Below are 13011 nucleotides of genomic sequence, written 5' to 3'. Positions count from 1 at the left end.
CACAGACTATTCGGTTCCGACCAGCTCTCCGGATGGCAGGACGCGGCCGGCCAGTTCGATGACGGCATCGGCGGGAATTCCCGCTCTCGCGGCGGCAGCCCGGATCGCGTCAGCCGACTGCGCCTCGTACAGGCAATACGGCCCACACGCGTGGCAGCAGGGGACCTTGCCCGACTGGACGGCACACTGGTCCACATCGCTCGGGGTCCAATTGGCTGGCGCCGCACAGATTCATCCCGCGAGAGCGACCGATGACCGCACTCCATAAGCGGCGCCGACTCGCGCGGTTACCTCCAGGGTTGTCCCCGGCGTGGGACATCACGATTATGAGTTGGTTTGCCCGGGCTGGTGAGTGCCAGTTGGTCGCAGTTACTTGCAAGAATTCGCGGGCGCAGCGCTCGTTGGTCGCAGTTGGTCCTAGTCGGTTGCAACAGAGCAACCGGCACAAAACCGGCACAACAATCGGCCGCTGGGCAACCGGACAAGCACGACTGCGACCGCGCGCCTACGGTGAGATTTGAACCGGCATTTACAACGGCGCGGATTCCGTACCTGGGGACGGGCCGGCTCGCCATGGAGATGGTCCTCGGCGACGCGATCCTTCAATCGACGCTCGTGCCGATGCCCTCGAGACCCGAGCATCCTCCTGGCGAGTGCGCGCGAGCGACCACTGATCCCGCCCTGCCGTCGACCGCAGGCCGCGGACCTCATTCGTGGGAGGTCGCGCAAGCCGTAACGCGAGCGCGGGCACGCTCTTACAAGCGAGTCGGGCGCCTGAGCTCGGTGCCGAGAAATGCGATCGACCGATCGAGGATCGGATCTATGTCGACCGTGACGAAGCCGTGGTCGGCGCCGTCGATCTCGACGAGCTCCGCTGGTGCACCGATCTCGTGTGCACGAGCGACGAAATCGTCGACTCTGGTCGATGTCGATCGCACCGTCGTCCGTCCCGTGGAAAGCGAGCATCGGTGGCGCGTCCGGATGCAGATGAGTGATCGGGCTGGCCTCGCGGGCGAGGTCTGCCCGTTCTGCTACTGGGCCGCCCAGCAACCTGGACAGCACGCCGTCCTCGCCCCGCTCGGTGTCGGGCATGGCGAGGATGTCGGTGAGACCGAAGTAGTCCACGACAGCGCTGACCGGTTCATCCGCCGCGTCGAACCCGATCTTCACCGAGATCGCGGCCGGGGGTCAGCGCGACCAGCAGCGCGAGGTGCGCGCCGGCTGAGCCGCCCCACAGCGCCACTCGATCCGAGTCCAACCCAAGGTCTGCACCGAAATGGCGGACGTATCGCAGGCCCGCCTTGGCGTCGACGAGCTGAGCAGGGAAGGGCGCCTCCGAGCTGAACCGGTACGTGAGCGACGCGAACGCGAACCTCGCGGCGAGGATCTTCTCCTGCATGATGTGAAACCACGGTGACCATACTTCTTCGCTAGCCCCCATGATGAACGCGCCGCCATGGATGAACACCACTACCGGAACACGCTCGCTCGTATCCCGCGGGGGAACGATGATGTCGACCAGCAGATTGCGGTACCCCTCGATCAGCGCAGCCGTCTCTCCCCGGTATGTGACGCGTCCGTCCTGTCCACGCACGCCGTGGGTCGGAGGAAAGTATGTCGGAAGCGTGACCGCCGGAGCCTCCCTGAGGCCCGAGAGCGTGAAATCCGTGTCAGTCATGAAGTCCCCGAGGGCTACTGCTCGGATGCGGCAGGCGCGAGAAGCCGCTCGAGCCAGTTGGCGCGCGCACGAACTGCCGCCTTGGAGAGCGCCGCGTGAGGAGCGATGGCCTCGAAGCCATGGAAACCCCCGGGCCAGACGTGCAGCTCAGCGACCCCACCTGCCGCCCAGATCCGGCTCGCGAAGGCGACATCCTCGTCCCGGAAGCTGTCTGCCGAGCCCACATCGATGAACGTGGGCGGAAGTCCCGACAGGTCTGTCGCGCGGGCCGGTGCCGCATATGGCGAGACATCTGGACCACCGCGATCGGAGCCGAGGAGCGCGCTCCATCCGATCTCGTTGTCGGATCGATTCCACATCCACAGCGACGCCATCTGCTGCACTGACAGGCTGTTGTTCCGATCGTCGAGCATCGGGCACATCAGTAGCTGGCCGAACAGTGCCGGACCCCTTCTGTCACGCGCGAGGAGTGCAACTGCTGCCGCCAGCCCACCGCCGGCACTGCCCCCGATCAGGACAATGCGCGCAGGATCGACGCCGATCTCCTCTGCGTGAGCGGCCGCCCAGGCGACTCCGGCGTAGCCGTCCTCGACGGGTCCGGGATGCCGCGTCTCCGGCGCCAGTCTGTACTCGACAGAGATGACAGCCGCGCCCAGCGGGGCCGCAAGGGCCACGATGTCACTGAGCGTGTCACGGGCGGAACCGCCGAACATCCCGCCCCCGTGCAGGTAGTAGAGCGCAGGGGCGGCGGCGGATGTCGAGGTCGGCCGACAGATGATCAAGGGCACGTCTGGAGCACCGCTCGCCCCCGGAACCAATCGCTCCTCGACCGCGTACCGACCATCCCGCTCGAGATCTTCGTTGCTCGGGCGGGGCATGAACGTGTCCGCACCCGCCCGCATGTCCGGAATCGTCTCCATCGTCAACGGGGGGAACGGCGGCAGTCCGGCGACCACGGCACCGCACTCAGCGTCATAGGGCGGTGGCGGGCCGAACTCTGCGACGACTTCCGTTCCGGTGAGGGTCATTTCTGGGCTCCGTTCGTAGGGGCGGTGGTCAAAGCTGGTTCGACTGACGGCCTTTCCTCGGGGTCCAAGGCCGCGACGATGGTTGAGACGACCGCTGTTCGGGCCTGCGTCGAGGGCAGGCCAGGGTGACCGGATGATGGATCCCAGCCGTGGCACGCCACCTCGGTCTGGCCGACCCGGCTCAGCGCCGGGCGAGTGGTAACGCAGACGTCTGCGGCGAACGGGCAGCGAGCCGCGAATGGGCAACCAGCGTTGGTCGCGCTGACAGCCGCGGCCGTCCCCACCGTGAGCTCTGCTCGACCTTTTCGACGCTGCGCCTGCTCCGCGGGCCGCGGCACGGGGGAAGCAGCGATCAGGGCGCGAGTGAATGGGTGCAACGGTGCGACAGTGACGTCGCTGGATGGCCCGGTCTCCATCACGGCGCCGCGGTACAGCACCACCACCCGTTGCGCGAGGAATCCGACGACCGAGATGTCGTGTGCGATGAAGAGGTAGCTGAGGTCCGAATCGCGCCGCAAGTCGGCGAGCTGGTTCAGAATGTGCGCCTGCGTCGACAGGTCGAGCGCGCTCACCGGTTCGTCGCAGATCACCAGCGACGGGTTCGTGATCAGAGCGCGCGCGATCGAGATCCGCTGACGCTGACCGCCAGAGAACTGACGGGGGTACCGCTGCGCGGATTCGGCCGGCAGCCGCACGCGCTGCAAAACGTCATCGACACGCCGTTCGGCTTCGGTCGCGGAGACTCTGCCAATGCGCAGAGGTTCCGCGAGTGAAGCGCCGATCGTGCGACGTGGATCGAGCGACGAGAACGGGTCCTGAAAGATGGCCCGGAGATCACCGCCATGCGCGCGGCGCTCCTTCCGACTCGCATGGGTGACATCTACCCCGTTGAAGACGATCGATCCTTCGGTGACGGCCTGCAGACCGAGGATGGCCTTGCCGATCGTGGTCTTACCTGAGCCGGACTCCCCCACGAGACCGACGGTCTCGCCCCGCTCGATGCGGAAGCTCACGTGGTCGACCGCGGGTGGGGCCGTGTTGTGCTTGCCTGCCTTGCCGTAGCGGACAGTGAGGTCGGTGACCTCGAGGATCGTCTGAGTCATGACATCTCCTTGAGGAATTCGGGCGCCGACGTGATGAGTTCGTCCTCGGTTGCCCAGGTCGTGCCGCTGAGCACGAGTTCTTTCGCTCGCACGCATCGCACCTCGCCCGTCGTGGAGGCACGCGGGGACAGCGGCACCGGCAATGCGCAGGCGGCGGTGCTGAATAGGCAGCGCGGGGCGAATCGACATCCGCTCGGCCAGTCCTGGGGCGGTGGCACGAGCCCGGGGATCGATGCGAGGCGTTCACGGTCGACCACACCCTCGACGGTGTGCGGATCGGCTGCCAGAAGAGCCATCGTGTACGGATGCTCAGGTGAGTCTAGGACAGCAGTGACGGATCCGGTCTCCACGATCTGCCCGGCGTACATCACCGCGACTTCGTCGCAGATGTCGGCGACGACGCCGAGGTCGTGGGTGACGATGACCATCGACATCCCGCGCTCCGCGATCAACGTGCGAAGCACATCCAAAATCTCGGCCTGAACGGTGACGTCGAGTGCCGTGGTGGGTTCGTCGGCGACGAGCAGCTCCGGCTTGCCGGCAAGTGCCAATGCGATGGCGACTCGTTGTGCCATCCCGCCCGAGATCTGATGCGGGTACGCACGCAGAATACGCGGCACGTCCACGATTCCGACGCTGTTGAGCAACGCGGTCGCCTCCGCCTTCGCGGCGGCCCTGCTGCATTGCTGCAGCCGAGAAATCGTGGAGACGAGCTGGTTGCCGATGGTGAACATCGGGTCAAGGGCGCGCATCGGCTCCTGGGAAATGAACGCGACTCTTCTTCCACGGACACCCGCCAGCTCTCGCTCGCTGACGCCGGAAATCTGAATGTTCTTCCACGCGATCGTCCCGCCACTGGGGGCGATCCCACTGGGGACAAGGCCCATCAGAGAGAGCGCCGTCAGTGTCTTGCCGCATCCGGATTCGCCGACAAGTCCGAGAACTCGGCCGGCTGCGACATTGAAGGACACGTTGCTGACCAGAGTGGTTCCGTCTTCGAGCGCCAGGGACAGATTGGAGACGATGAGCCCGGATGCCGCATCCGCGACGGGCATGGCCGCCAACACTTCAGGAACGCCAACACCGGACTTCTTGGCCCCGCGTGCCGCGGGTCCGAGGACGATCTGCAGCTTCGGAGCGTCGGGTGATTGTGAGAGCACATCACCTACCGCGTTCGCGGCGAGGACGGTGAAGACGAGGATGAGGCCGGTCGGCACCATCAGCCATGGTGCGTCGTAGACGTGCTGCGATGCGGTCTGGATCATGCCACCCCAGCTTGGCGCGGGGATCTTCGGTCCGAAGCCGAGGAACGCCAGTCCGGCCTGGACGAGCAGGCTGACGGCGAACAGCAGCGCGAATTGCACGCCGATCGTGTTGGTCAGACCGGGAAGGACGTGGCGGAGACTGGTGCCGACCGGGGAGCTGCCGTCGACCTGCGCGGCGTCTACGTAGAGCTGCGACTGCAGCGACTTGGCCTGGCCGAGGAACACCCGATACAGGCCGGCGGCGACCAGAATGCCGAAGATCGCCATCACCAGCATCAGGTTCGGGCCGAGCACACCGACCAGCGCGAGGATGAGGATGACGCCGGGGATCGCCATGACCGCTTCGGTGATCCGGTTGATGACCGTCTCCTGTCGGCGGCCGGCAGATGCCGACCACAGCGCGAGGGGGACCGCGATGATCAAGGGGACGGCCGCGGCCACGGCGGCAACCGTGAGCGCATCGGCGCCCGCGGTGAAGAGTCTGCTCAGGATGTCGCGGCCCAGTTCGTCGGTGCCCAGCCAGTGCGCCAGGCTCGGGGTGGTGAGGATGACGGTGAAGTCCTGCTCGTTCGGGGGGTAGGGCGTCCACAGCGGCGCGGTGAGCGAGGCGACCACGACGAACAGCAGCCACGCCGCACCGACCAGCGCTGCGGGCGAGTGCAGCAGACGGTGCAGCGGGTGCGAGTTGGACGGCGCTTTGACCGATCGGATGAGTGGAGTGGTCATTGTGCACGCAGCCTCGGGTCCAGTAGGAGGGTGACGAACTCGAGGAGAAGGTTCACGAGGATCACCACCAGGGTGGCGACGACCACTACGGCCAGCACGGAGGGACTGTCGTTGGTCCCGACGGCCTTCTGGATCGCGTTGCCGAGCCCCGGCAGTGCGAACAGCTGCTCCGCGACGACGGAGCCGCCGAACAGGGCGATGAACTGCAGCGCCACGCTGGCGACGATCGGCAGGCTCGCGTACCGCAGCGCGTGCACATAGAGGATGCGGTTCGTGGGAGTTGCGGTGGCGCGCAGCGTGCGGATGTGCTCCTGCGAGAGCGCGTCGATCATCGACGCCCGGGTCTGGCGGGCGATGAAGGCGGCCCCGCCGATAGCCAGCGTGAGCACGGGAAGGAACAGCGAGGACGCCCACAGCGACGGTGATTGAGTGATCGGCACGTAGCCGGACGCGGGGAAGATGGGGAATTGCACGGCGAGGAAGAACACGAGGATGATGCCGAGCCAGAAGGCGGGCAGCGCGACCGAGATGCCGGCGAACGTGTTCACCGTTTTGCTGGTCGCGCCGCCTCGCACGGCAGCCGCGACTCCCAGTGTGATGCCCAGGATCGCACTGACGAGCGTTCCCCCGGCGGCGAGCGAGACGGTCACCGGCAAACGGGCCAGCAGGTCCCCGCCGATGTCATGCCCGTCGATGAGGGATGTGCCGAAATCGCCGCGAACCGCGCCGGCAGCCCACCGCAGGTACTGAACCACGAGCGGGTCGTTCCAGCCCAGCGTCTGATTCTCCGCGGCGATCTCGTCCGGCGTTGCTCCCAGACCGAGAAGGATCTGACCCGGGCTTCCGGGCATCGCGTGAACAAGAAGGAAGGCCAGGATCGAGACGCCGAGAAGCGTCGCGGCGGCAAGTCCCGCGCGTTTGGTGATGTAGCCGACCATCGTGACGACCTCTGTGTCGGGCCTTCCGGCCGATCGCAGCGGATCGGCCGGGAGGCGAGTCGAGCGGGAGTTGGGACTATTTCGCGGGCACGTACATCGACAGCAGGTCACTGCCTGCCGGTGCCACGGCCGACAACTTGGCGCCGTTGTACGCCGTGGGCTGCGTCACGAGCTCGTAGAGCGGAATGTCCCAGCCGGATTCGACGAGCCGCGCGTTGAGCGCCTTGAGGGACTTCTTGTCCTTCGAGCCGTTCTCGTCGAGCGCCTTCGTGGCGGCCTCGAGTTCAGCGTCTTTCGCGCCCCACGGGTTCGCGAAGCCGAGGAAGACGTCGCTCATCACACCGGCCGGGGTCGACCAGTCCAGCGGCGCCATGCCCAGCGGCGTGGTGGTCACCGCATCGAAGCCCTCCGAGGTGGACGCCGGTGCCTTGATGTCCATCGTGATTCCCACATCGGCAAGGTTCTTCTGGACGGCCGCGGTATCCGTCGCGAACTCGGGACCGGCGATGATCGTGAACTTGAACCCGTCCGCGTAGCCGGCTTCCTTGAGCAGCTGCTTCGCCTTGGCGGGGTCGTAGGCCCACTTCTTGTCGAGCGCCTTGTCGAAACCGGCTGACTCCCTCGGAAGCGCATTGAACGCGGCGACATCATCCGGGTGGAGCGCCTTGACGAGGCTCTTCCGGTCGATGGCGTACTGGATGGCCTGACGCACCTTCTCCTCGCCGAATGCGGGGACGACATGGCCCACCTTGTCGAACGCGAACAGGCTCATCACCGCGCCGCCGGTGGTGGCGAGGTCCAGTCCCTTGGAGGTTGCCAGGTCGGAGTTGGTGGGGCTGATCGGGGCGGCGTCGATCTGGCCCGAGATCAGCGCGTTCAGCCGGGCTTGGGGTTCGCCGATCGGCTTGAACACGATGGTCTTGAACGGGTAGCTGGCGGCGACGTCGCTCTCGTCGTTCTTGACGAGCGTGTAGGAGTTTCCGACGACCGTGGCACCCTTGTCGAGGGTGTAGGGCCCCGAACCAACCGGAGCCGCCGACAGGATCGACGGGTCCTCGATCGCGGACTTGCCGACGATGGTGCCGGCCGCCCCCGTCAACTCGCTGTCGAACGTCGGATTCGGGTTCACCAACGTCAGCGCCACCGTGTCGGGTGCCACTACGTCGACGGACTTGATCTCGTCACCGCCACCCGGACCCACCAGCAGATAGCCGACGAGCGACGGGTCGCTGCGCCGATTCAGGTTCGCCTTCACCAGCGCGGCGTCCAGCACGCTGCCGTCGCTGAAGGTGACACCGGGCTTCAGCTTCAGTGTCATCACCGAGAAGTCTTTGTTGTAGCTGGACTCCGCCACCAGGCCCGGGGTGGGAGGGCCGGCGGGGTTGCGGACGAACAGGGTCTCGTAGAACCCGTCGAAGAACTGCGCCTGGGCGCCCCCGCTGTACTTCGCCGGGTCGAATCCCACCGCGGCAGGATCGGAGGAATAGCCGATGTTCAGCGTTGACGGGTCGCCGACGGGGATGGTCGGCTTACCGCCCGCACCTCCGGCCGCGCAGGCCGTGAGCGCTGCAACCGCGAGCGCTGCTGCTGTCAGCAGGGCGGCTCGACGGGCGCGCTGGAATGTGATTGTCATTCAGAACCTCCTTGTTCGGAGGAGGTGGAAACCCGCGCAGTGCGGGACCGGGTTGCCATGTGGGGGTGAGCCTTTGGCATTCCAACCTCCTCGTTGAATCGATGCAATGAAAGTATGCCACATTGGAACAGGTATTTGTCAAGGGACGTATGCCACATTGGAACAGGTATTTGTCACGCGACGCGTTTCCGGTGCGTCTCGGAACGACGATCGAGCTGCGACCGTGTGGCCGCGTGGCCGTCGAAGAGCTCCGTAGAGGCAGCACACCGTGGGGAGGCCCGCATTGCGACTCGGTCGCGCGGGCGAGGGTGCTCCTTGGACGCCAAGTACCCAACCGTGACGTTCAGAACAGCCGCCGGCCGGGGCCACCTGGCCAGCAGGCTCGCATCCTTGCGGGTGCGTAGCTGGGAGCCCGACTCAGGGAGTCGGTGCTTGTTGGCCCGGGTTGCGGATGAGATCCATGAACGCGGCGAGATGCTCAGCCGTATCGATCGATTCGTCGTAGAGCCACGATTCCTCGATTCCGCGGATGAGGGAGATGACCATCCTGGCGATGAGCGCGGGATCAATGCCGGGCTTGAGCCGCCCGAGCTCCTGCTCACGTTGCAGCTCTTCGAGTACGGAAGTGTAGAACGCCTCGTCGCGGCGCTTGATGAAGGCATGCGCCGGATGGTCGGGGCGAACTGCTTCCGCCCGCAGCGTCACATCCAGCTGGATGACCCCGCGCATGCGTGCGTTATAACGCATGACCTCAGGGACGGTCTCGAGGATGCCTCGCTCTTCCAGGACGGTCTCCCGCCACGCGCCCTGCGCTTCCTCGCTGCGCTCGAGGACCGCTTCCAGAAGTGCATCCTTCGATCCGAAGTGATGCAGCAACGCGGTGTGGCTCGTGCCGATCTCCTCGGCAATCTGCCGGACCGACAGTCGCTGAAAACCCTTCTCCGCGAACACCGCGAACGCGGCCCCGATCAACTCGGCGCGTTTGCGCTCGCCGTTGGCATAGGGCGCGCGCTGCCCCGTTCGAGCCGGCGATCGCGTGCTTGCGGTATCCACCATCGCGCGTCTCCTCAAGCGTTCAGTCGGGTCCGGCGTCGTTTTCGCCCCGACCCTATTGTCCAACAACGGCCGAGCGAGGGCAGCGCCGCCTCGACGGAACCGGCAACTCGACATCCACCAATATTTGTTCCATTATGGTACAGGTTAGCCTGAACGTTCGACGATGGAGTCCCATGACCGCCTTCCACGCACGCATGATCGCACCCGATGCCGAGTTCGACGGAGCGCCCCTGCTGCGCGGCGAATTCCGACTGGACGAGGGCCATGGCGCGGTCGAATCCGCGACGATACTTCTCTCTGCGCTCGGCGTGGTCGAAGCCTGGATCAATGGCCGGAGGGCGTCGGACGACCTCCTCACCCCCGGGTGGTCGAGTTTCGAGTGGCGTCTGCGGTACGACGAACTCGATGTAACCGAGCTCGTCGGCCCGACAACGGTCATCGGCCTGGCACTCGGCAACGGCTGGTACCGGGGACGCCTCACCTGGAGTGGGGGTTCGAAGTTCTACGGCGAGGAGCTCGCGGGGTTTGCCGAGGTGCGAGTTCGATTCGCGGACGGACATGAACAGATCCTGGCGACAGACCAATCATGGACAGCGGGGCCCTCCGCAACGACCGCTAATGATCTCTACGACGGTCAAGACATCGACGCTCGCCGTTTCGACGACGCGTGGCTGGCACCTGGATTCGTCTCGGAGCAGTGGAGTGGTGTTCACGATGTCGGCGATGACCTCTCGCGCTTCGAGCCCTACATCGGCCCGACGGTTCGACGGCAGAGTGTACTTCCGCCAACCCGCGTATGGACCTCACCCGCAGGCCGCGTGCTGGTGGACTTCGGTCAGAATCTCGTGGGGTGGGTCCGCGCGGAAGTCTCGGGCACCTCCGGCGATGTCGTGACGTTGCGGCACGCCGAAGTCCTCGAGGACGGCGAGCTCGGCACACGACCGCTGCGCAGTGCGAAGGCCACCGACCGGTTCACACTGTCCGGCCGGGCTGACGTGTTCGAGCCGACCCTCACGTTCCATGGCTTCCGATACGTGGAGGTGGACGGTTGGCCCGGCGGTGCCGAGGCGCTTCGCGAAGCCGGCGGACTCACGGCAGTCGTCATCAGTTCGGACATGCGACGGATCGGACGTTTCGAGACCTCCAACGCGATGGTCAGCCGCCTCCACGAGAACGCGGTCTGGGGCATGCTCGGGAACTTCGTCGACGTCCCGACGGACTGCCCGCAACGCGACGAGCGGCTGGGGTGGACCGGCGACATCGCGGCCTTCGCACCCAGCGCGGCTTACCTCTTCGATTGCAACGACTTCCTGCGGGACTGGCTGCGAGACCTTGCCCTGGAGCAGACCCATCGCGACGGTCTGGTTCCGGTGGTCATTCCTGACGTCCTCAAGTACATCGACTCTCCGGAAGGCCTCCCCGAACCCGACACTTCCGCGATCTGGAGCGATGCGGCGGTGTGGGTGCCCTGGGCGCTCTGGACCGCTTACGGCGATGTTCGGGTCCTCAAGGAGTCCTACGCGTCGATGACCTCGCATGCTCGCCGCGTGCGCAGCAAGCTCTCACCGAATGGGCTGTGGGACACCGGAATGCAGTTCGGCGACTGGCTCGACCCCGACGCGCCGGCGGATCAGCCATGGGCGGCGAAGGCGGATCCGCATGTCGTGGCGACCTTGTGCGCGTACCGCACGGCGACGCTGGTTCAGGCGGCCGCAGAGATCCTGGGGAGCGACGCGGATGCCGCCGAGTTCCGTGCCATGGCAGACGGCCTACGGTCGGCCTTCGTCGCGAACTATGTAGCGAAGGGCGTCATCACGAGCGACGCTACGACGGTCTACGCACTGGGGATCTGCTTCGGCATCCTGGGCGAGGAGGACCGGGAATCCGCCGGTCACCGCCTCGCCGAATTGGTGGAGCAGTCGGGGTTCCATATCTCGACAGGCTTCGCGGGCACTCCTTTCGTCACCGACGCTCTGACCGACACCGGGCACCTCGATCACGCCTACCGGCTGCTGCTGCAGACCGAGAACCCCTCGTGGCTGTACCCCGTGAGCATGGGGGCGACGACGATCTGGGAGCGTTGGGACTCGATGCTTCCCGACGGCACCATCAACGGCGGCGAGATGACGAGTTTCAACCATTACGCGCTCGGCGCCGTCGTCGACTGGCTGCACCGCACGGTCGGTGGACTCGCTCCACTCGAGCCGGGCTACCGCCGCATCCTGATCGCGCCGCAACCCGGTGGGGACATCGAATGGGCGCGAACAAGCCTCGAGACGCCATATGGCGAGGCCCGCGTCCAGTGGGAGATCAGTGATGGTGATCTCATCCTCACTGCCACAGTCCCGGAAGGGTGTACGGCGGTGCTGCGGCTACCGGGTGAGAGTGATGAGCAGGTTGGACCCGGGGAGTACTCGCGCAACGTCCAGCGCAACGCGCTGAGGGTTGTTTCCGCTTAGTTCGATAAGCGACAGAGGGACATGCATACACGTTGAGTTCCGAAGCCGTGCCACCTTCGCGAACCCGTTCGGTGATGCATCGCGGGCGAGAGTCTTCATCTGTTCTCGGAAACCCCGTGCGATTGCCGGGTCCTCGGATGCCGCGGCCGAAGCCGCTCTGATCAGCGAAACGGCTTGGGGATGCTTGGTGGACTCACGAAGTCGCGCATCCAGTGGAGGACGTCGTCCCCTGCACTGCTCCCCAGCTGCGGTTCCACGGCGGGCGTGAGGCCGGGCACCGCTGAGTGCGACGTCGACAAGAGGTCCCTGTCAGTCTGTGAGTCGTACAGGATGTGGGCGTAACGTCCGATGATGAGTACACAGACACAGGCGACTGGCAGCGACGGCGCGCTGCTGGGGCTCGGATCGGTGCTCGTCGCCTCCCTGCCAGCGACGCTGATGTCAGATGGGGCCCCAGACAGGTACACGGTCGAGGCGGTCTTCACACGACGACCCGACGCCGAAGAGGTCAAGCAGATCCTCGATGGCGACATGCGTCGGTTCCTCACCCAGGTCGGCTATCCCACGGTCGAGGTGACGGTCTCAGATCGCAGGCTCGAGATCGCGAACACCAACCTGGAGGAACTGCGCGACGGCCTGGCCGGACTCCTCTCCGAGAGGCTCGCCGCCATCAGTCACAGCATGCACGCCCGACGGGACGCCGCTGCGGCCAAGTTCGAGGAGGCTGCCGAACACGAGCACGAGCGGGCGGCCGCCGTCGCGGATCTGGCGGAGTCGGTCGTCTTCGAGCCGGCGCATCCCGGCGCCCTGCGAGACTGAGGCGAACCGGCGCGCCCTCGGGTGAAGGTCGCGATGCTCGGGGCGCATCGCCTGGCGAACGCCGCCAATGAGCTAAGCGCCGTCGTCAGTCCATCCGCCTGTCGGTCTTCGGTGAGCGAGTCTTCCAAGTGCTCACGCGCTATCGCCTTGATCGCTTGACCGTACGCGTTGCTGTGCAGTGTCGTGCCGCCCCATGAGACGCTCTGCCTCGTCAAGCGCACGGTCAAGCGATCAAGCCGGCGCACTCGTTGTCGCTCGCGGGGTCGCGCAAGTCCAGTGGACGCCCACCCCGCCATGTATCCCGGC

Annotated in this window: 11 protein-coding genes; 2 read left to right on the top strand and 9 right to left on the bottom strand. The window is 66.0% G+C overall.

Translation table 11 applies throughout. The features are described 5' to 3' along the window. Positions 1-6: 6 nt before the first annotated feature. From ABD212_RS14530 to ABD212_RS14495, 9 genes are all read right to left on the bottom strand, one after another. A complete protein-coding gene (locus ABD212_RS14530; RefSeq protein WP_344095861.1) occupies positions 7-195 on the bottom strand; it encodes a nickel-binding protein in 189 nt (62 codons plus the stop codon). Between the two features lie 222 nt (positions 196-417). After that, a complete protein-coding gene (locus ABD212_RS19025) occupies positions 418-1170 on the bottom strand; it encodes a hypothetical protein (protein ID WP_425561279.1) in 753 nt (250 codons plus the stop codon). After that, entirely contained in the window at positions 1142-1678 is a 537-nt protein-coding gene (locus ABD212_RS14525; protein ID WP_344095859.1) for an alpha/beta hydrolase fold domain-containing protein, read from the bottom strand. The genes ABD212_RS19025 and ABD212_RS14525 overlap by 29 nt, the downstream gene beginning before the upstream one ends. Before the next feature lie 14 nt (positions 1679-1692). After that, positions 1693-2706, bottom strand: a complete 1014-nt coding sequence (locus tag ABD212_RS14520) for an alpha/beta hydrolase (protein ID WP_344095857.1) — start codon at positions 2704-2706, stop codon at positions 1693-1695. Continuing rightward, complete coding sequence (locus ABD212_RS14515) at positions 2703-3809, bottom strand: oligopeptide/dipeptide ABC transporter ATP-binding protein (protein WP_344095855.1); 1107 nt, start codon at positions 3807-3809, stop codon at positions 2703-2705. Before ABD212_RS14515 ends, ABD212_RS14520 begins: the two co-directional genes overlap by 4 nt. Continuing rightward, positions 3806-5800, bottom strand: a complete 1995-nt coding sequence (locus ABD212_RS14510; RefSeq protein WP_344095853.1) for a dipeptide/oligopeptide/nickel ABC transporter permease/ATP-binding protein — start codon at positions 5798-5800, stop codon at positions 3806-3808. The genes ABD212_RS14515 and ABD212_RS14510 overlap by 4 nt, the downstream gene beginning before the upstream one ends. Then, on the bottom strand, positions 5797-6738 hold the full coding sequence (locus ABD212_RS14505) for an ABC transporter permease (protein ID WP_344095851.1): 942 nt from the start codon (positions 6736-6738) through the stop codon (positions 5797-5799). The genes ABD212_RS14510 and ABD212_RS14505 overlap by 4 nt, the downstream gene beginning before the upstream one ends. Positions 6739-6814: 76 nt before the next feature. Further along, on the bottom strand, positions 6815-8371 hold the full coding sequence (locus ABD212_RS14500) for an ABC transporter substrate-binding protein (RefSeq protein ID WP_344095849.1): 1557 nt from the start codon (positions 8369-8371) through the stop codon (positions 6815-6817). A 417-nt stretch (positions 8372-8788) separates the two neighbouring features. After that, the gene (locus tag ABD212_RS14495) at positions 8789-9427 is read right to left on the bottom strand and encodes a TetR/AcrR family transcriptional regulator (RefSeq protein WP_344095847.1); all 639 of its coding nucleotides are present in this window, start codon (positions 9425-9427) and stop codon (positions 8789-8791) included. A 173-nt stretch (positions 9428-9600) separates the two neighbouring features. Between ABD212_RS14495 and ABD212_RS14490 the strand changes: the two genes are divergently transcribed. Both ABD212_RS14490 and ABD212_RS14485 read left to right on the top strand, forming a co-directional pair. After that, a complete protein-coding gene (locus ABD212_RS14490) occupies positions 9601-11886 on the top strand; it encodes a family 78 glycoside hydrolase catalytic domain (RefSeq protein ID WP_344095845.1) in 2286 nt (761 codons plus the stop codon). Positions 11887-12237: 351 nt separating this feature from the next. After that, positions 12238-12705, top strand: a complete 468-nt coding sequence (locus ABD212_RS14485; RefSeq protein ID WP_344095844.1) for a hypothetical protein — start codon at positions 12238-12240, stop codon at positions 12703-12705. Positions 12706-13011 lie beyond the last annotated feature (306 nt).

Origin of the sequence: Microbacterium deminutum (genome assembly GCF_039530205.1) — a bacterium.
GTDB lineage: Bacteria > Actinomycetota > Actinomycetes > Actinomycetales > Microbacteriaceae > Microbacterium > Microbacterium deminutum.
The sequence above is the reverse complement of the archived record's forward strand: the minus strand, read 5'-3'. Positions and strand labels throughout refer to the sequence as shown.